This is a genomic window from Pseudomonas ficuserectae (assembly GCF_024584585.1).
GTDB classification, from domain to species: Bacteria; Pseudomonadota; Gammaproteobacteria; order Pseudomonadales; family Pseudomonadaceae; genus Aquipseudomonas; species Aquipseudomonas amygdali.
Genome location: NZ_CP085684.1, coordinates 955,865 through 975,899, shown reverse-complemented (window position 1 = coordinate 975,899; position 20,035 = coordinate 955,865). Strand labels below are relative to the sequence as shown.

Here is a 20,035-nt window from a genome sequence, read left to right as displayed (position 1 = left end):
CTCATCGTTATACGCAAGTCCGCTTTTGATTCTGGCCGAAAGCCGTAGGAGCGGACTTATCCGCGAAGGGGCCGTGACATCCGCAGGAGGTGTATCGCCCGAAATAAAGCTTTCGCGAACAAGTTCGCTCCCACGCCCTGTGGGCAGAAGCCTGAACGCCACCATTTATCACGCTCAGCCTTCATCGTTATAAACAAGTCCGCTTTTGATTCTGGCCGAAAGCCGTAGGAGCGGACTTGTCCGCGAAAGGGCCGTGAAATCCGCAGGAGATGTGTCGCCCGAAATAAAGCTTTCGCGAACAAGTTCGCTCCCACGCCCTGCGGGCAGAAGCCTGAACGCCACCGTTTATCACCCTCAGCCCTCATCGTTATACACAAGTCCGCTTTTGATTCTGGCCGAAAGCCGTAGGAGCGGACTTGTCCGCGAAAGGGCCGTGACATCCGCAGGAGATGTATCGCCCGAAATAAAGCTTTCGCGAACAAGTTCGCTCCCACGCCCTGCGGGCAGAAGCCTGAACACCCCCATCTATCACGCTCAGCCCTCATCGTTATACACAAGTCCGCTTTTGATTCTGGCCGAAAGCCGTAGGAGCGGACTTGTCCGCGAAGGGGCCGTGACATCCGCAGGAGGTGTATCGCCCGAAATAAAGCTTTCGCGAACAAGTTCGCTCCCACGCCCTGCGGGCAGAAGCCTGAACACCCCCATTTTCCGGGCTCTTCAGGATTTGTGCATAACGATGAGCGCTCAGCCTGCGCGCCCTCTCGACCAGCGTCGCAGGGAAACGCACGCACAAAACGCTCTTATGGGTTAACCGGTTTATCATGCCTCAGTCACTTTCAGAAACAACAAAGCCGCTAATCCAGACACATTCAGCTGCAATTAAAGTTGCGCTTGTTATTATCGGGCACCTTCTCAACGTACCTGCCTGACTATGCCTGCTGCTCTTCCGGATCATTTCTTCCATCGCGATGCCCAGTTACTGGCCCGCGATCTGCTGGGCAAGGTCATTCGGCATAAAGTGGGCGAGCTGTGGCTGGCCGCCCGCATCATCGAAACAGAAGCGTACTACTGCGCTGAAAAAGGCAGCCATGCTTCGCTGGGCTATACCGAAAAGCGCAAAGCGCTGTTCCTCGACGGCGGGCACATCTATATGTACTACGCGCGCGGCGGTGACTCGCTGAATTTCAGCGCCGAGGGGCCGGGCAATGCGGTGCTGATCAAATCGGCATTTCCCTGGACCGACGCAACCAGCGACGAAAACGCCCTGGCGCAGATGCAGTTGAACAACCCCGACGCCAGCGGCGCAATCCGCCCGCCGCAACGGCTCTGCGCTGGCCAGACGCTACTGTGCAAGGCACTTGGCTTGAAAGTACCGGAGTGGGACGCCAGACGCTTCGACCCACAGAGGTTGCTGGTCGAAGACATCGGCCAGGCACCCGAGCGCATTATCCAGACCACCCGTCTGGGCATTCCTGCCGGGCGCGATGAGCACTTGATGTATCGCTTCGTGGATGCCGGTTACGCCCGTTTCTGCACACGGAACCCTCTCAGACGCGGTCAGGTCGAAGGCCGCGACTACTTATTTCTCGATCAAGGAAACTGACCGATGGGCGATCTGCTCAATGGCATGACCGGCTGGCTGACAGCGAATCCTTCCTGGGTGGCTGTCGCGATCTTTTTGGTGGCCTTCACTGAATGCGTCGCGATCGTCGGGATCGTCGTGCCGGGCACGGTCATCATGTTTGCCATCGCCGCCTTGGCGGGCAGCGGCATACTGCCGTTGAGCGAAGTGCTGTTACTGGGTTTTCTCGGCGGGCTGTTGGGGGACGCAGTGTCGTACTTCATAGGCCGGCGCTTTCATCAGAATATCCGTCAGTTGCCCGGCTTGCGCACGCACCCGGAGTGGATGGAAGGTGCGGAAAAATACTTCCACCGTTACGGCATCGCCAGTTTGCTGGTCGGGCGCTTCATCGGACCGCTACGCCCGATGCTGCCAATGATTGCCGGCATGTGCGACATGCCGCTCCCGCGCTTTGCGGCCGTCAGTGTACTGGCCGCGGCAGGCTGGTCGATTGCCTACCTGATGCCGGGCTGGGCGGCGGGCGCGGCCATTCGCCTGCCGCTGCCGGAAGGCTTCTGGCCTGAGGCGGCAGTGGTCGGTGCCGGTCTGGCGATTCTGTTCGGGCTGAGTATTCAGAGCAGCATTCGCCAGAAGCGCTATGCAACCAAACTTATTTCCGTGCTCAGCCTGACGCTGGTCGCGGCGCTGTTCATCGGCTGGCCTTATCTGGCGGACTTCGACAACGGCCTGATGACGCTCATTCAGGAGCATCGCAGCGAGGCCGCACAGAACATCGTGATCTTCGTCACCAGCATCGGCGACTTCAAGGCCCAGTTGCTGGCGGCCTCCCTGCTGATCATCGTGCTGGCCGTTGCCAGACAATGGCGTCACGCAGCTTTTGCCCTGACCGCAACACTGGGTACCGCGATTGCCAATGGCACCCTGAAAACGTTCTTCGCCCGCACTCGCCCGGACGTTCTGGTAGAGCCGCTGACCACTTACAGCATGCCCAGTGGCCACAGTTCTGCGGCCTTTGCGCTGTTCATGACGCTGGCGGTGCTGGCCGGACGCGGCCAGCCCGTGCGCCTGCGCCTGAGCTGGATGCTGGTCGGTGGCATTCCGGCACTGGCCATCGCGTTTTCCAGGGTTTACCTCGGCGTTCACTGGCCAACCGACATCCTCGCTGGAATGCTCCTGGCGTTCTGTGTCTGCGCCGCCAGCCTGGCGTTCATTCAGCGCAACGCCCCCTTGCCCGCCATGTCGGTCCGGGTATGGTGGCTCATCGTCCCGGCAATGACCGCGCTGCTCGGCATTTTTGCGGTGCGCGCCCTCTCGCACGCAGTACTGCGTTACCAGTACTGATCGGCATACCTGATCGCGCCCGTACAAATCGGGTGCGACACTTCTCAAATCTGGCACCTTGCCAGTGCTCTTTCGAGGCGTTGACTACACTCCCCTGAAGCAGGTGAGTGAGCAACGGCGTGGCCGAAGGAGTGCTGATGTCCCCACTGGATGGTTATACGGCAATGCCCGCCCGGCAACGCGGCGCCATAGGCATGATGGCCGCGCTCACATTGGGATTGGCGCTGCTGTGCACACTGATAGTGGTCGACAGCGGCAGGCTGTATCTGGAGAAACGCTCGTTGCAGCGGGTTGCGGACATCGCCGCCCTGGAAGCTGCGGGGCGCAGGGGAACGTGCAGCGGGGCGGCCACCGCCCCCGGTTTCGCCACACAAAGTGCCACGCGTAACGGCTTTACCCCGAATACCGGAGGTCGAACGCTAACCACCCTCTGCGGCACCCTTACAGTGGGCCTGCAGAGCCAGCGCGTATTTGTCGCGGACTCCACCCAGGCACTGGCCATTCAAGTGGTCGCGGCGCATCCGGTGCCACGAAGTATTGCTGCCGGTATTGTTGCCCTGTTCGAAAAAACTCCCTCCCCTGCGAACATCACGATCAGCGCCACAGCCGTGGCTGCCAGTGCCGCGCCACTGGCGGCACTGACCATTCGCAGTGCGGCCGTAACAATGGACAGCACTCGGGCGGCCATTCTGAACCCGCTCATCGGCAGCCTGCTCGGAGGCACACTCAACCTGAGCGTAGCGAACTGGCAGGGCCTCGCCAGCACCGACCTCAGCCTGTTGAGCTATCTGAACCGACTCAAGACCGACCTTAACCTGACTGCGGTCGGTTACAGCGAGGTGCTCAACACATCGGTTTCTGTCAGCCAGTTGATCCAGAGTGCTATCAATGTGCTCGACCCCGGCGCGACCTTGAACGGCACGGCCACCATCGCGGGCCTGCAGGCATTGAAGCTGGCGGCTGGCGCAACCACTGTGTTGCTCGGCGACTTGCTGTCAATCCAAGGCAGTTCGGACCTCGCTGCATTGAATACCAACCTGCGCCTTCTGGACCTGGTTCAAGGCCTTGCGCAACTGGCCAACGACAAGACCGGCATATCGACATCTGCGCAGATAAATGTAGGCACCCTGGCACAGGTCACCACTCGATTTCAGGTCGTTGAGCCGCCTCAGTTATCGGCCATCGGCGACCCGAGCAAGATCGACCCACTCAATCCCAAAACCGGTGCCAACCGGATCTACGTGCGCACCGCGCAGATGCGTGCGCTGGTGTCGATCAATCTGCCGGTGCTGGGCACCATCACGTCATTGGCCAACACTGCGGGCTCGGTGGTCGGCAGCCTGACACCGATCCTCAATAGCGCGTTGAGCCTGAACATCGCGGGCCTGGTGACATCAGCCACCTGCGCCGTAGGGCTAAACAGTTGCATGGTCACCGATTTCAAGTTTCTGACCTCGGACTCTTCTGCCAGCGCCGGCCCCAGGATAGATCTGAGCCTGTCGCTGGCCAGCGCCGACACCTATGTCACCGGCTACACCTGTACCAGCAATACCAGCAAAACCTTGAGTGTCAAAACAGATGCAGGATTGCTCAGCGCCAAGGTTGGCTGGATTGACAGCACGGCAGCGTTTCCTGCCAGCACTGACCCCTCGGCAATCACCGCACTGCCTCTACCGGTGCTGGATATAGGCACCAAGACCTGCCAGAAGATAGCGGGACTGTTGGGCAACTGCACCGCCCGTACCCCCTTCGGCGGTGGCGGCATAGGTCTCACGTTCGACACGGTAAGCCAGTCGCCGCTGGGCAGCTCACCGGTCGTCAGTACAACCTTCAGCTCGCCCAATCTGCCGGAAATCAACAGCGCGCCTTATTTCCTGACGAGCGTTGCGCACACCAAACCCAGTACGTTGCTGAACGGCACGGTTTCCAGCGTAAAGGTGAATGTCTATAAACCTGCGACCAGCAATGTGCTAGGCAACGTCATTACTGGAGCAGCTGCAACGCTGAACAGCCTGACCGTTGCGCTGGACGCTATTGTGGAGAACACGCTGACCGGCTTGCTGACATCAGTCGTCGACCCGCTGTTCGAGTCACTTGGCCTGAGTCTGGGTGCCACCGATGTGGGTGCCAATTTAAGCTGCAACATCGGTCAGGCGACGCTGATTATCTAACCGGCGTTGAATATCGGCAGCTCGATCTGGAAACGAGCGCCCTCCCCGACGTTTCCGACGCTGAGCTGGCCGCCCATCTGGTCGACGATGCCGTAGCTGACAGACAAGCCCAGTCCGGTGCCGACACCGACAGGCTTGGTGGTGAAGAAAGGCTCGAAAATGCGCTCCAGCAAACGCGGATCAATCCCCCCGCCGTTGTCCTGAACCGCCAGCCGGATGATATTTTCGTCCCGCTCGGCCTCGACGCTGATCCACGGTTCGAAATCCCGGTCTTTTTCCCGACGTGACAACAACGCATCACGGGCGTTGACCATCAGGTTGATCAGCACCTGCTCAAGCTGATCGACATGCCCGCGAACCTGCACGTCTTCGATCATGGTGCCGACCCGCAACTGCACACCCTTGCCTTTCATGCCTTCGGCCAGCATCGAGAGGGTGCCTTCCACCGCCTGCGCCGGATCGAACAGCCGCTCCTCCACTTCGGAGCGCCGCCCGAATACCCTCATGTGGTCCACCACGCGGGCAGCGCGCTGTACCTGCGTGTCGATACGGTTGAGCTTTTCGGTGAGGTATTCGATGTCCACGTCCCCGCGCCCAAGACGCTTGAGGACGTTGACCACCGCCATGCGCATAACATTGAGGGGCTGATTTATCTCATGGGCGAGGCCTGTGGACATTTCGCCAAGCGTGGCCATTTTCGCGCTCTGGTTCAATTGCATCCTGGAGCGGCGCACATCCGTGTTATCACGGCCCACGGCCTGAACCTCGACCAGCGTGCCGTGCTCGTCGAATATTCCCCGGTCGGCCCAGACCCACCAGGCATACTCACGGCCGGGCAGCTCGATACAGATTTCTTCGGTGCTCACCGGCGCTTGCGGGGTGAGTTGACCAATGCGCCGAATGAACGCCTCGCGCTGCTCGTCCGAAAGCCAGTCCCCCAGATTGATCCCGGTCAGTTGTTCCGGCGTGCATTCCATGTAATTGGCCAGTGGACGGTTGCCGAAACTCAGTACCAGATCCGGAGAATAGCGGCAGATCATGGCCGGTGAGTCTTCGACCAGAATGCGGTATCGCTCTTCGCTCTGGCGCACGTGCTCGGCCGCCAGAGTGGCTTCGGTCACGTCCAGCCACAGGCCGACCGCCTCCACGGGCATGCCGAGGTCGTCACGCAGCAATCGCGCTTCGTCCAGCAACCAATGGTAGTGGCCGTTCTTGTTGCGCAACCTGTAACGCCGACTGACAACGCCTCCGCGCAACAGCTGCCGGTTACGCTCGAACCAGATGTCGCGGTCTTCGGGGTGAATGTATTCCGCCAGCTGGCCGTCTACGCAGTCAGCCAGCGTCCAGCCCAGCAAGGGCGTGAGACTGTCACTGAAAAAGGTTGGCTCAAGGTTGCCGTGATCGTAGCGCTGCACGTAAATCACGGCCGGCGAGCTGGCAATGAGGTTATCCAGCCGGGCGTGAGCGGCCGCTGCTTCGGTTTCCTGATTCTTGATATCACTGACATCGAGCATGAAACCCAACACTCGCTGAACCTGACCACTGATCAGCGCCTGGCCCTGAATACGGTACCAGAGGGTTTCCTGGGCGGGATCGCTCTGTGCCAGACGCACGCAAAGCAGCAGCGGCGTGCCTTTGTCACGTAACTGCGCCAGACGACTGGAAAGCTCTTGTCGATCAGCCGGATGAATCAACGCCAGCCAGTCTTGACGCGACAGACTTTCGACCCGGTCACCCAGACGCAGACTGCGCGCCAGTTGCGGTGCCAGCAGGATTTCGTCACGAGCAGGCATCAGCTCCCACCAACCGGTGCCCAGTAGATCCTGAAGCACCGCCAGGCGCTCTACATGGTGACGGTTGTGCTGCTCGGACAAGCGAAAAAGCACCGGCCCGGCCAGCGCCGAACACAGGTTGAGCCACTCGCGCTCACCAAGATCCGGAGCCTGCTGTTGCGGGTTATAGAAACCGAACATCAGCCATGCTTTAGCAACGTTGTCACGGCTGTGGGGGATCAGAAAACCGTCCGCGTTGCCGAAGGCACTCTGCAACGGCCCTTGGTCGACGCCGCCGCCAAACCTGAGTTGATGGGTGATATTGGCATCGAATCGATCCAGCGCATTGCCCAGTCGCTGCCCAACCTGCCATAACTCCGGCGCGGTGTGGGCGCTGTACTGGCAGTAGACACGCCAGCCAGCGCCGCTGACTTCCGGCAGTACCAGCGCCAGACAGGGAACGCGCCATAGCTGCGCCAGTTCCTCGAGTTGCTCGGTCACCACGGCAGTCAGCCGGTCCACGTTGCACACGCGCAAACGCTCGGCCATTTGCCCGGCAAAGCGCAGGCATTGCTGGCGGCTGCGGGCGGCACTGGCCTCCTCCATCAAGTCGCTGATATCCAGCAGCTGCAACAGCCAGCCCTTGCCATGCGCCTGCACCCAGCCACGGGCGTGCAAGGTATGCGCATCGGCACTCTTGAAATCCAGATCCAGCATGTGCCCCAGCCAGTCATGCGGCACGCCTTCAATGACCAGCGCGCTGTTTGGCAGCAACAGGTTCATCAAACGCTGCGCAGCTGACAGCGGAGCGGCAATGCCCAACCGCGCAAGCAACTGCGGGCTGATGCTCTGTATCCGTCCTTCGTCATCGAGCAGCACATAAAGGTCGACCCCGACCGGTCCCGGCTCGCTCGAAACGGGCACAGCCTGGGATACCGGCGGCGCTTCACCACGGCCCAGCCAACGGCTCAGACGATTTTTTTCAAGGGGCAAGTTGCAGACTCGCTTGTGCAGTAAGGTTGGTCGGCAAGCGCGGGACCTCGCCGATGCCAGGGAGCGTCAATAACGGGAGTACCTGGGTCAATCGGGTCTTGGGGTACTGGATGGTCACCGTCAGAACACCGGCGGTGTAGGTCACGTTGGTATAACTGGCGTTGAAACCCAGCGCAGGCGGCATCCATGACAGCTGATTCATGACGACACTTTGCGCCTGGCTGACCAACAGAGTGTTATAGCCACTCACTGTCGGGCTAAGGGCGACACTTCGGCGCACGGCTTCACTGGCCGCCGCATTGAAAGACTGCATCATAAGCAACGGCAGGCTATAACTCACCACGCCATAGAACACGGCAAAGAAAACAACGAACACCGCAGCGAACTCAATAGCGGCGGCACCTTGCTGCCGATGAGGCAAGGCATGCTGCAGAACGGTTTTCATATCAACGTCTACCCTGACATTTACGGCTTCAACAGAGCATAGATTCTTTCCGGAAAACAGGATGTTTTTTGCTTGATGAAATTATTTCTTCTGCTTGTCTGGTTTGTAATTTGCGCCGAACAGGATGCGCGACGCAAGCACATTTCAAACGGGCTGACACTGGGCGCAGCAGCACTGGCGGCCGCCTGGCTGGCAGGCACCGGAACGACCTGGCTAGGCGCCCCGCCACTGGAAGCCGCGCTGGCACTGGCGCTGGCACTGGGCTTGACATTGCCTGGTTATGCGCTCGGCAAGCTGGGCGCCGGAGACGTCAAGCTGATGGCCGCACTCGCGCTCGCCTCCGACAGCGTCTATTTACTGTGCACATTTATCGGCGCAGGCATCGCCGTGCTGACCTGGGTGTTGCTCGCCAGGAAAGTGCAGCATCATATAAACCAACGAGTTGCGCGGCGTTACGCCTATATGTTCCCTGACGCGCCAGATAAATATCCTTTTTCACCTTTTTTATTGGCGGGCTTGCTGCTGACAGTAGCGTTGCTCCATTAGTCGACTCTCGGCCAATTGAAAGTTTAATGCTATGTACATAGTCGGAAAGTACGACTACGGTTAACACATCGCTGTGACGTACTGTCATTGAACTACCCGAAACGGGTCATACAACGCTTAATCATGTTTTGCTGAATGGATAAAGGTTCCGGTCTGCCGGCCTTAACAGCATGGAGTTGCATGTGGATAACTACCCGGTCACGAAAGTTCTGGTGGTCGACGACCAGCCTCTTATTGTTGAAGAACTCTGTGAGTTTCTGGAGAGCAACGGCTATGCGTGCGTGCGCTGCCATTCAAGCCTTGAGGCCATCGAGCATTTCAGCAGCGACAGCGCTATTGGCATCGTACTCTGCGACCTGGAAATGCCAGGCATGAATGGGATCGAGATGGTCGAAGCCATGAAGATGGCTGGCGGCAAGACGCATCTGTTCGAGGCTATCATGCTGACCGGACAAGCCGAGAAAAAGGACGTCATCAAGGCTCTGCGAGCCGGCATCGCCGATTACTACCAGAAGCCGGTCAACCTTGAAGAGTTGCTTGAGGGTGTCCAGTTGCAGGTGGAAGCGCTGCACGAACGGCAGAAAAACCGTCAGCAATTGGGCCTGCTCAACGAGAAACTTCAGTTTCTGGCCGCATCCATAGACGACCCCTATCAAAATCTGGATAACGTTCAGAACAGGGCGCAGTCCGAGCGCAAAACCAGCTTCGAGAGTGATGCACAGATGCCCGTATCGCTGGCCAAATTGTCACCCCGCCAGCTTGACGTCGCGCGCCTGGTCAGCAAGGGGCTGACCAATTACCAGATTGCCTGCGAACTGGGCATTACCGAAAACACTGTCAAACTCTACGTGTCCCAAGTGCTGCGCTTGACCCACATGCATAACCGCACCCAACTGGCCTTGGCATTTTCACCCGGCAAATCGGCAGAGCGGCAAAAGCTGATCGAAAGCCAGGACTGAAACCGAATCAGGCCTCGATTTCCGTCAACACGACGTGATAGGGCACATCCACCAGGGCCGAATGCACCTGATTGCGACCCGCGTGCTTGGCGCAGTACAACGCAGTATCCGCCTGTGACGCAAGGCTCAGACTGTCGTCATTAGCCCCCAGAGAAACGACCCCGGCGCTGAAAGTGCAAAACAGATCGGTCGGCTGCGCGGGGTAATGGATCTCCGCAAAGCGATGGCGGATCTCATCAAGCACTTTATGGGCACTTTGAATGTCGGTATCCGGCATGACGATGGCAAACTCCTCACCACCGTAACGACCGATGAAGTCGGTCTTGCGCAGGCGCTGCTTGAGAAACAGCGCCAGGCTTTTGATGACGCGATCTCCCATCGGGTGACCGTGGCTGTCGTTGACCTTCTTGAAGTGGTCGATATCGAGCATGGCAAAACACAGCGGCTTACCCTCGCGTCGCGAGCGAAAGCTGCAATCTTCCAGCAGTTGCAGGATGTGCGTGTGATTGTAGAGCCCGGTCAGGCTGTCACGAACCATGCGCGCCTTGAGGCTGCGGGCTCTGGCGGCGCGATTGCGAACCGTGGTGATCAGGTGGCGTGGCTTGATCGGCTTGGTGAGGAAGTCATCGCCGCCCTCGCTCATGGCGTCAAGCTGCTTGTCCTGGTCATCCTCGGCCGACAGGTAAATGATCGGCACGCTGACATAGCGGTCATTATGGCGAATGACCTTGGCCAGCTCAGTGCCGGTGCAACCAGGCATGTACATGTCGAGAATGATCAGGTCCGGCTGAAACTCCGCCAGTTCGGACATTGCCTGAATCGGGTCGAGCAGAACCCGCGTAACAATTCCGGCTGCATTCAGAATGCGTTCGGTGTGCATTGCCTGAGCGCGGGAATCGTCGATGATCAGCACTTTATAGGGTTCGTATTGAGCGACGCAGGTCAGAACTTCGATTTTTTCCAGCAGACTCGACGCTTCCAGCGCGCCGGTCAAAAACTCTTCGCCACCGGCCCGCACTGCTGCGAGGCGGGTGGGCGTATCGGTTTCGTTAAGGCTGAAAAACAATAGCGGAAGCTTCTGCTCCAGGCCTTCCTGAGCCTGTGAGGCCAGCTTCAGACCCTGACCGGCCCCGCTGAAATCGACATCCATGACAATCGCCGCCGGATGCCGTTGCGCCATTGCGCGCTGAAACTCGGCAACACTGTGCAACGACAGGGCTGCCAGACCGAAAAACTCCAGCTGCTTGGCCAGACGCTCGGCCCGCTCATGATCCTGAAGCACCACATAGACCGGCTTGCGCAGCGGAGGCAGCGACGTTTGCTCAAGCTGGTCGCCATGCCGCAGCCCGGTGCGGGAGAGACGTTGCATCAGACGATTGAGGTCAGTGATGACGCTGCTGTTGAGGCGACCGCGATTGGCTTCGACAGCCTCAAGTGCCTGGTTGATGTCATGCGCCAGTGAAATGTGTTCAACCTGCTCGAAGCGCTCGGCAAAGCGCAGTAACCGCAATGTCGATTCCTTGAGCTCAGCCATGTCGCCAGCCGACCACTCGGCTTTCTGCAGACGTTGCCACGTCTCCAGAATCTGGCGTGCCTGGTGGATGACCCTTTGGGCAAAATGATGCTTCAGGCGATCTCGGCTAGGGTCTTCTGGCTCGGTCATATTGAGACTACTGTGGTTTTACTGAGCGATACGGCTGATGGCGCTATGCTAGCACCTCCGTTACAACAGAACAGTGCCGTAAGTCACTTATTTGACAACATTTTGATGGCTCTTAGCCATTACTCAAAATCAATCGACTGATAGAGCCTGGCTATAGGCCTTGAGTTGCACCTGGAAGTTGAAAGCAATTCGCTTTTGGCTTGAAGCTCGAAGCTTGCAGCTGCCCCGATCGCACCTTAGGGTAAGGTTGCGGTCGAACCCCACGTGAAGCATTCAACTCAAGATCGAAAGGACCCTACCATGCTGGATTGGAAGAACCGCGCAGGCAGCGCGGGTGAGCGCACCGCTGACACTTCATCGGTCAAACGCCGCGGTTACCTGGGTAGCCTGTTCTATAGCCGCGCTCTGGGCGCCTTGATCTTGATTTACCTGCTGGTTGCACTGGTAGTCGGCTGGTACTGGAGCAAAGAGCCTGCACTGTTCCCGGTACAACAGAACGCTCAAGCCGCCGCCGAGCGCGAAGGCAAGCCAATGGTTATCGGCTACACGACGGTTGAAACGCTCAAGACCGTGGCTGGCACCCTGCTCAACAAGCGCGGTGGATATCTGTCCAACGACCGCATGCCACCGGGCTTGTGGCTGGACAACATTCCAAGCTGGGAATACGGCGTACTGGTGCAGGTGCGCGACTTGAGTCGTGCGCTGCGCAAGGACTTTGCCCGTTCCCAGTCTCAATCTGCCGAAGATGGCGATCTGGCTCGCGCCGAGCCGCTGTTCAACTTCAACAATCGCAGCTGGATCCTGCCTTCCAGCGAGTCGCAATACGCCGAAGGTATCAACTCTCTGAGTCGCTACCAGGCACGTTTGTCCGACCCGAACCAGAAAGGCGCGCTGTTCTATGCCCGCGCCGACAACTTGAACAACTGGCTGGGTGATGTCGGCACCCGCCTGGGCTCGCTGTCGCAACGCCTTTCGGCCAGTGTCGGTCGGGTCAAACTCAACAGCACGCTGAAAACCGAGGCCGCTGTTTCGGTCAAGCCTGGCGAAGTACCGCAGGTAGACGAGGAAATCGTCGAGACCCCGTGGCTGGAAGTGGACAACGTGTTCTATGAAGCGCGCGGTCAGGCCTGGGCTCTGTCGCATCTGCTGCGCGCCATCGAGGTCGACTTCGCCGATGTACTGGCCAAGAAGAATGCGACCGTCAGCGTGCGTCAGATCATTCGTGAGCTGGAAGCGTCCCAGGAACCGCTGTGGAGCCCGATGATTCTGAATGGCAGCCCGTTCGGTGTGTTCGCCAACCACTCGCTGGTCATGGCCAACTACATCTCGCGTGCCAACGCCGCGGTCATCGACCTGCGCCAGTTGCTGAATCAAGGCTGATGTCTATTCCTGCCAACGAGGCCGCGCACCGCGCCGCCTCGGATGCCGAGCAGATCGCCTGGGTCGACGAGCAGGACCGACTGCTCGGCTCGCGGGTCCGCGCCGATTTGCGTGAACGCGGATTGATCGGGCGCGGCACCTATATCCTGCTGTTCAACAGTGCCGGTGAGCTGTGCGTGCACCGGCGCACACTGAGCAAAGCGATTTATCCCGGTTATTGGGATGTCGCGGCGGGCGACATGGTGCAGGCGGATGAAAGCTATGACGAGTCCGCTGCCCGGGAGCTGGAAGAAGAGCTGGGCGTCAGTGGCGTACCGTTGCAGGCCCACGAAAGGTTTTTCTTCGATCAGCCGGGCAACCGGCTCTGGTGCGCCGTGTTTTCGGCCGTGTGGGACGGGCCCTTGAGACTGCAGCCCGAAGAAGTACTGGAAGCGCGCTTCATGCCCATCGCCGACGTTCTGCATCAGGCTGAAAAAATCCCTTACTGCCCGGACTCGCTCGCGGCGCTGAAACGCTACCTGCAGCAGATAGAGAATGCTCAGTAAGCCAGTGTTCAGAAATTGGCGCATCCAGCCCCTTAGCAACCGGTCTGTTTGCCGTTACACTGCGCGACCTTTTCAAACTGGACCGGCCCTGCCGTTTCAGTAGCGCTGCCCCTGCCAGAGTGGGGCTTCGCGGTCGATGGCTCGTGTGAGCCCGACCCATCTTCAGTCCTCAACAAGAGGATTTTTGCGTGGCTAAAAAAGCCGCTTCTCTCGCCGCCCTCGGTGGCCTGGTGTTTTCAACCGACGCAGGGCGTCACTGCCCGGATTGTCGTCAGCCCGTTGCCGACTGCACCTGCAAACAGACCGCCATCCCCGAAGGAGACGGTATTGCCCGCGTGCGCCGGGAAAGCAAAGGCCGTGGCGGCAAGACCGTCACCACCATCAGTGGTGTCCCGCTGGCCGAAGAGCCGCTCAAAGACCTCGCCAAGGCCCTCAAACAGCGCTGCGGCACTGGCGGATCGCTCAAGGACGGCGTGATCGAGATTCAGGGCGATCACGTCGAACTGCTATTGGCAGAGCTGATCAAAAAAGGCTTCAAGGCTAAAAAGTCCGGCGGCTGAACCCGCGTAGCGGGCAGCGAATCAAATCGTCATTTCAACTCATTACACTGCGCCCAGCTGGCTATTGGCTGGCGCAACGACTTCTTTATAGGGGACTTCGATGTCCGTACGACGCACACGCAAAGACGATGGCAGCCAATGGACAGTTGCGGACAGCCGCAGCGTTTATGGTATTCGCCATTGGGGCGCGGGTTATTTTGCAATCAACGAAGCAGGTCGCGTTGAAGTCCGTCCCAATGGGCCGGACAGCTCGCCCATCGACCTTTATGAACAGGTCGACAACCTGCGCAAGAGCGGTCTGTCGCTGCCCTTGCTGGTGCGCTTCCCCGACATTCTGCAAGACCGTGTGCGTCAACTGACCGGTGCATTCGACAGCAACATCGCGCGCCTGGAATACCAGAGCCAATACACCGCGCTGTACCCGATCAAGGTCAACCAGCAGGAAGCGGTGGTGGAAAACATCATCGCCACGCAGAACGTCTCCATCGGTCTGGAAGCGGGTTCCAAACCGGAGCTGATGGCCGTGCTGGCATTGGCGCCCAAAGGCGGCACCATCGTCTGCAACGGTTACAAGGACCGTGAGTTCATCCGTCTGGCGCTGATGGGCCAGAAGCTGGGCCACAACGTATTCATCGTCATCGAGAAAGAATCCGAAGTCGAGCTGGTGATCGAAGAAGCCGCCGAGCTGAAAGTCGCCCCTCAGGTAGGCCTGCGCGTGCGTCTGTCTTCCCTGGCGTCGAGCAAATGGGCGGACACCGGCGGCGAGAAATCCAAGTTCGGTCTGTCGGCCGCACAATTGCTGTCGGTGGTCGAGCGCTTCCGCAAGGCCGGGCTCGATCAGGGCATCCGCCTGCTGCACTTCCACATGGGCTCGCAGATCGCCAACCTGGCTGATTACCAGCACGGCTTCAAAGAGGCTATCCGCTATTACGGTGAGCTGCGCAAACTCGGCCTGCCGGTGGATTACATCGATGTCGGCGGCGGTCTGGGCGTCGACTACGACGGCACCCACTCACGCAACGCCAGCTCGATCAACTACGACATGGACGATTACGCAGGTGTGGTGGTCGGCATGCTCAAGGAGTTCTGCGATGCGCAAAGCCTGCCGCACCCGCATATCTTCTCGGAAAGCGGCCGCTCGCTGACCGCCCACCACGCCATGCTGGTGGTCCAGGTGACCGACGTCGAGAAGCATAACGACGAAGTGCCGGAAATCTCCGACAAGGAAAGCCTGCCGGAAACCGTGCAGTGGCTGGTGGACCTGCTGGGTCCGACCGACATAGAAATGGTCACCGAAACCTACTGGCGCGCCACGCACTACATGAGCGACATCGCTACCCAGTACGCCGATGGCAAAATCAGCCTGGCGGAGAAAGCACTCGGCGAACAATGCTACTTCGCCGTCTGCCGCCGCCTGTACAACTCGCTGAAGGCACGTCAACGCTCACACCGTCAGGTGCTCGACGAACTCAACGACAAGCTGGCCGACAAGTACATCTGCAACTTCTCGGTGTTCCAGAGCCTGCCCGATACCTGGGCCATCGGCCAGGTGCTGCCGATTCTGCCCTTGCACCGTCTGGACGAAGAGCCGGTGCGCCGCGCCGTGCTTCAGGACCTGACCTGCGATTCCGACGGCAAGATCAAGCAGTACGTCGATGAGCAGAGCATAGAGACCAGCATGCCGGTGCACTCGTTGAACGAAGGCGAAGACTATCTGCTGGGGATCTTCCTGGTAGGCGCCTATCAGGAAATTCTGGGGGACATGCACAACCTGTTCGGTGATACCGACTCGGTGAACATCTACCAGAACCCGGACGGCAGCGTTTACCACGCGGGCATCGAAACCCACGACACCATCGAAGACATGCTGCGCTACGTGCATTTGTCGCCGGAAGAACTGATGACCCATTACCGGGACAAGGTCGCCAGCGCCAAGATTACCCCGCGCGAGCGTACCTACTTCCTCGACGCCCTGCGCCTGGGGCTGACACGCTCTTCGTACCTGTCGTCCTGATTCCAGGATTTGCGATGGGGCCTGCAATTGGGGCCCCATCTACTGTGACTGTGGTGCCAATGCTGTGCGTTGGCGCGATGGTCATGCGCACATCGTAAGCCGCTACCAACATTCCTTGTAGGCAATGTCCTGTTCTACCTGCAGCCCTCTACCCTGCCCGTTTTCTGCGCCAGAATTCTCGGTCGCATTCCCGGTAGAGAAGCACTCCATCATGCCCGACCCCACCAGCGCGCCGCTCTTTCGTCTGGAAATTGCCCGCCTGCACCGCTGCTTCACTGTCATATCGTTCAGCGCAAGCGAGGCGATCAGCCAGCCTTTTACATTTGAACTGGACATTCTTGGCGACGGCCTGGATCTGGACCTGACCAGCCTGATGTACAAACCTGCCTCGCTGAGCTTCGGAAACCGGAAGAACTTTCACGGTCAGATTCAAGGCGCGACACGCAAGCATTACCAACCCGGCCCGGCGTGTTACACGCTGATAATGGGGCCTCGACTGGCCTGTCTCGGGTTACGCCACCAGTCGCGCATCTTTCAGCACATGACCGCCACCCGGATCATCCCCCAGGTGCTCGAAGAACATGGCCTGAAGAACTGTTTCCGTTTTGACCTGCCGACCGAGTGCCGCGAACGCGACTGTTGCGTGCAGTATCAGGAATCCGACCTGCAACTGGTCCAGCGCCTGTGCGCAGAAGAAGGCATTCACTACCACTTTGTCCATTCACGGCATCGCCACGAACTGGTGTTCGGCGCCAACCTGCACGGGTTTGCGCGCAGCCCTGTCGCACGCTGGCGTCAATTCGCGCAGCAGTCCGGGGTGACCCGGTTTGCCGTCACCGAGCATGCAACGGATCTGCCCGGCAGCCGCGCAGCCCAGCACGCGACAGGCGAGAGTACCTTGCCGTTCGTGACTTGCGCAGAACTGCTGCCGCTGGCCGACCATCCCGAGAAGAACTGGAACCACATGTGGCTGATCACCGAAGTCCGGCATCGCTTTGGCATCGTTGATGGCAATGACCGCGGTGCATCGGAACGCTACTCGAACCAGTTCAAGGCCATACCATGGGAAGTCGGCTTCAGAACGCCTGCCCCGGCACCGCGCGCGCCCGTTGCGCAACTTCAGCGAGGCTGGATCATCGGCATCAGCGGCGAACCGGCAAGGCTTGATGCGTCAGGCCGGGTGCACGTCCGGCTGGAGTGGGAATGGCAACACCCGAATGATCCCGGTGGTGGCTGCTGGCTGCATCTGGCACCGGGGCTGGATATCGAATGTCGCGCCGGCATGTCAGTGGCGGTGAGCTTTTCTGTGGATGACACACACCCACCACTGATCATCGGCGGTCTGCCGTCTCAGGAGGTGCGCCGCGAGAATGATCCAGCGCCTGTCGATAACGTCCTAATGCACCTCGACCGACAAATATTCATCGGGCCTGACCGACTGCTGCAACTCGCAGACGGGGTCTGCCTATACCTTGGCAAAGGCAGCAAAGTCACGCTGGATGCGGGGCCCAGCACGGTGCAGATCGACGATGATGGCCTGACACTGAGCAGCCCGCGCATCGGCTTTGCCAGCAAGGCGAATGGCCGCTCTTCGGGTGATCCGGACGCTATTGAATGAAATAGCACCAACCATGCGGCACTTGGGCGAATCGCGACGGTCCAAGGCGTGTCCGAATCATCTGCCAGAGCACTTCCCTTATGATACGAGTGATTTTCCTGACTCTGATGACGGGTGCCGTACTGGCGGCATTGTCCGGCTGCTCTCCCCTGAAGCTGCTCAACACGTTGAATCCGACCGGCCCTGTCGATCATGTCTACGGGCTGGCCTACGGGCAGGATCCACGCAACACGCTGGACGTTTACACCCCACAGACTAAACCGGCCAATGCGCCAGTCGTATTGTTTTTCTATGGCGGCAGCTGGAACACCGGTTCGAAAGCCAATTACGCCTTCATCGGCGAAGCATTGGCTGCGCGTGGCATGGTCGTCGTGATTGCCGACTACAGGCTCTATCCGCAAGTGCGCTATCCAAGCTTTCTGGAAGATTCGGCCAAAGCGCTGGCCTGGGCGCACAAACATGCAAAAACCTACGGTGGCGATCCTGACCGCTTGTACGTGATGGGCCACAGCGCAGGTGCCTATAACGCTGCGATGCTGGCGCTCGACCCGCGCTGGCTGGCCCGTGAAGGCTTATCGCCGTCCATTCTCAGCGGCTGGATCGGGCTGGCCGGGCCGTACGACTTTCTGCCTATCGAGGAGGCCGATGTGAAACCGGTATTCTTTTACCCCGACTCACCGCCTGACTCGCAACCCATCAACCACGTCAGTTCCAGCGCACCTCCTGCGTTGCTGATGGCATCGCGTACGGACTCGGTGGTCAACCCCGAACGCAACACCGGTGGCCTGGCGCGGGTATTGCGCGAGGCAGGTGTGCCAGTACGCGATCTGTACTTCTCGCGCACTAACCACGGCACGCTGGTCGGTGTATTTGCCAAGCTGTTAAGCGGCCTGGCACCGGTGGTCGACGAGGTCGACATGTTCGTCAATCACACCCCGCCAAGGCTCGCGGAAAAGAACCGTGCGGCCTTGAAGACTCAGTGAACGAACCAGCCGTCCCGGCGCGTCAATCGCCAGGCAATGGCGCCAAGGCTCAGGCCGCGCAGCAGGGTAAAAGCCAGAAACGTCAGCCATAGCGCGTGATTGCCGTGGCTGGAAGCCACATAAGCCACCGGCGCGATGCCTGCTGCGCTGAACAGCATCGCGTTGCGCATTTCACGGGCACGGGTGGCACCGATGAACAGCCCGTCCAGCAGGTAACTCCAGACGGCCAGCAGTGGCATCAGCGCCAGATATGGCAGATAGGTCATGGCCGTTGCGCGAACCTCGGGAATATCGGTCTGCACGCTGACGAACCCATGCCCGCCCACCAGAAACAACAGCGCAAATGCCACGCTGGCAATCAGTGACCAGCCTCCCGCGACCACCAGCGAGCGCCGCAGCGTATCCCGGTCACGCGCACCAATGGCATGGCCGCACAGCGCCTCGACCGCATGCGCCAGCCCGTCCAGTGCATGGGCAGTCAACAGCAGGCCGTTGAGCAGCAACGCGTTGGCGGCAACCGTTGCGTCACCCAGACGAGCGCCCTGCACGGTGATCAGGAACATCACCGATTGCAGCGCCAGTGTGCGCAGAAAGATGTCTCGATTGACCGCCAGCAAGGGTCTCCAGTTGCTCCATAGCCTCAGGGCTGACCAGACGATCTGCCCCGGCCAGGCGCGTAAGGTCTTGCGGGCCAGCAGCAGACCGAGCACTACGCCGGTCCACTCTGCCAACACCGAGGCACGCGCCGAACCGACTACGCCCCAGTCCAGGCCGATGACAAACCATAGGTTGAGCGCGATATTGACCAGATTGGTGATGAGCAGAATGGCCAGTGGCGCTCTGGCGTTTTGCGCGCCGAGAAACCAGCCGACCAGCGCATAACTGGCCAGCGCCGCAGGCAGGCCGAACAGCCGGGTGTGAAAGAAATCCAGGGTCATTTGCTGCAGATCGGCAGACGGCTGCATCATCGCCAGCGCCAGATGGCTGAACGGCAAGGCGATCACACCCAGCAACAACGCCAGCCCGATGGCCAGCAACAGCCCCTGCAACAGGATCCGGCGCAGCGCAGCACTGTCATTGCGCCCCGCCGCCTGCGCAGCAAAACCGGTGGTGCCCATGCGTAGAAAACCCATGGCCCAGGCAAGGAAGGTATAAAGCGTCGACCCGACCGCGACGGAACCCAACTGATGCGCGTGCGGCAGATGACCGATCACTGCGCTGTCGACCAGCGCTACCAGCGGAACGGAAATATTCGACAGAATCATCGGCGCAGCCAGCGCCCAGACACGACGATGGGTTGAGCGATGACGCCAATCGTTGAGCAACGTGGACATGAGAACTCCCGGCAAGGCGAGCATTGTAGCCAGAGCGCCAAGGCTTTGCTGTGCAGATGATGGTGGCAAGGTCGTGAATGTGCGGCGCGGCGAACATTTGTGACGCGGAGCGTCACCCAAGGCATTCCC

15 protein-coding genes are annotated in these 20,035 nt (G+C 59.6%); 11 read left to right on the top strand and 4 right to left on the bottom strand.

Features of this window, described 5'->3' with window-relative positions; genetic code table 11:
• Positions 1-931: 931 nt before the first annotated feature.
• The 3 genes from LJU29_RS04380 (at position 932) to LJU29_RS04370 (ending at position 5,094) form a co-directional block, all read left to right on the top strand.
• Entirely contained in the window at positions 932-1,603 is a 672-nt protein-coding gene (locus LJU29_RS04380; protein WP_004655663.1) for a DNA-3-methyladenine glycosylase, read from the top strand.
• Between the two features lie 3 nt (positions 1,604-1,606).
• A complete protein-coding gene (locus LJU29_RS04375) occupies positions 1,607-2,923 on the top strand; it encodes a bifunctional DedA family/phosphatase PAP2 family protein (RefSeq protein WP_057454326.1) in 1,317 nt (438 codons plus the stop codon).
• 137 nt (positions 2,924-3,060) lie between these two features.
• Positions 3,061-5,094, top strand: a complete 2,034-nt coding sequence (locus tag LJU29_RS04370; RefSeq protein WP_122321468.1) for a pilus assembly protein TadG-related protein — start codon at positions 3,061-3,063, stop codon at positions 5,092-5,094.
• Here LJU29_RS04370 and LJU29_RS04365 read toward each other — a convergent pair.
• Both LJU29_RS04365 and LJU29_RS04360 read right to left on the bottom strand, forming a co-directional pair.
• Positions 5,091-7,859, bottom strand: coding sequence for a PAS domain-containing sensor histidine kinase (locus tag LJU29_RS04365; protein ID WP_257111705.1), 2,769 nt, complete (start codon positions 7,857-7,859; stop codon positions 5,091-5,093). The two genes, LJU29_RS04370 and LJU29_RS04365, sit on opposite strands and share 4 nt — an antisense overlap.
• Positions 7,849-8,304 (bottom strand): TadE/TadG family type IV pilus assembly protein, encoded by a 456-nt coding sequence (locus LJU29_RS04360; protein WP_005732180.1) that lies wholly within the window; start codon positions 8,302-8,304, stop codon positions 7,849-7,851. The genes LJU29_RS04365 and LJU29_RS04360 overlap by 11 nt, the downstream gene beginning before the upstream one ends.
• Before the next feature lie 75 nt (positions 8,305-8,379).
• Between LJU29_RS04360 and LJU29_RS04355 the strand changes: the two genes are divergently transcribed.
• The gene (locus LJU29_RS04355) at positions 8,380-8,850 is read left to right on the top strand and encodes a prepilin peptidase (RefSeq protein ID WP_005745378.1); all 471 of its coding nucleotides are present in this window, start codon (positions 8,380-8,382) and stop codon (positions 8,848-8,850) included.
• A 170-nt stretch (positions 8,851-9,020) separates the two neighbouring features.
• Entirely contained in the window at positions 9,021-9,809 is a 789-nt protein-coding gene (locus LJU29_RS04350) for a response regulator transcription factor (RefSeq protein WP_257111704.1), read from the top strand.
• 7 nt (positions 9,810-9,816) lie between these two features.
• On the opposite strand, the gene LJU29_RS04345 is transcribed toward LJU29_RS04350, so the two are convergent.
• On the bottom strand, positions 9,817-11,472 hold the full coding sequence (locus LJU29_RS04345) for a response regulator (protein WP_005782131.1): 1,656 nt from the start codon (positions 11,470-11,472) through the stop codon (positions 9,817-9,819).
• A 300-nt stretch (positions 11,473-11,772) separates the two neighbouring features.
• On the opposite strand from LJU29_RS04345, the gene LJU29_RS04340 reads away from it, so the two are divergent.
• The 6 genes from LJU29_RS04340 (at position 11,773) to LJU29_RS04315 (ending at position 18,572) form a co-directional block, all read left to right on the top strand.
• Positions 11,773-12,852: a DUF2333 family protein gene (locus LJU29_RS04340; RefSeq protein WP_054995800.1), complete on the top strand. Its 1,080-nt coding sequence runs from the start codon at positions 11,773-11,775 to the stop codon at positions 12,850-12,852.
• Positions 12,852-13,397 (top strand): NUDIX hydrolase, encoded by a 546-nt coding sequence (locus tag LJU29_RS04335; RefSeq protein ID WP_257111703.1) that lies wholly within the window; start codon positions 12,852-12,854, stop codon positions 13,395-13,397. The genes LJU29_RS04340 and LJU29_RS04335 overlap by 1 nt, the downstream gene beginning before the upstream one ends.
• Positions 13,398-13,585: 188 nt before the next feature.
• Positions 13,586-13,957 (top strand): translation initiation factor Sui1, encoded by a 372-nt coding sequence (locus LJU29_RS04330; protein WP_004655683.1) that lies wholly within the window; start codon positions 13,586-13,588, stop codon positions 13,955-13,957.
• Between the two features lie 100 nt (positions 13,958-14,057).
• Entirely contained in the window at positions 14,058-15,971 is a 1,914-nt protein-coding gene (gene speA, locus LJU29_RS04325) for an arginine decarboxylase (protein WP_004666294.1), read from the top strand.
• Between the two features lie 211 nt (positions 15,972-16,182).
• Positions 16,183-17,589, top strand: a complete 1,407-nt coding sequence (locus LJU29_RS04320; protein WP_257111702.1) for a type VI secretion system Vgr family protein — start codon at positions 16,183-16,185, stop codon at positions 17,587-17,589.
• A gap of 80 nt (positions 17,590-17,669) precedes the next feature.
• A complete protein-coding gene (locus LJU29_RS04315) occupies positions 17,670-18,572 on the top strand; it encodes an alpha/beta hydrolase (RefSeq protein WP_257111701.1) in 903 nt (300 codons plus the stop codon).
• On the opposite strand, the gene LJU29_RS04310 is transcribed toward LJU29_RS04315, so the two are convergent.
• Positions 18,566-19,906 carry an MATE family efflux transporter gene (locus tag LJU29_RS04310; protein WP_257111700.1) on the bottom strand — a complete coding sequence of 447 codons (1,341 nt, stop codon included), beginning with the start codon at positions 19,904-19,906 and terminating at the stop codon, positions 18,566-18,568. The two genes, LJU29_RS04315 and LJU29_RS04310, sit on opposite strands and share 7 nt — an antisense overlap.
• Positions 19,907-20,035: the final 129 nt, after the last annotated feature.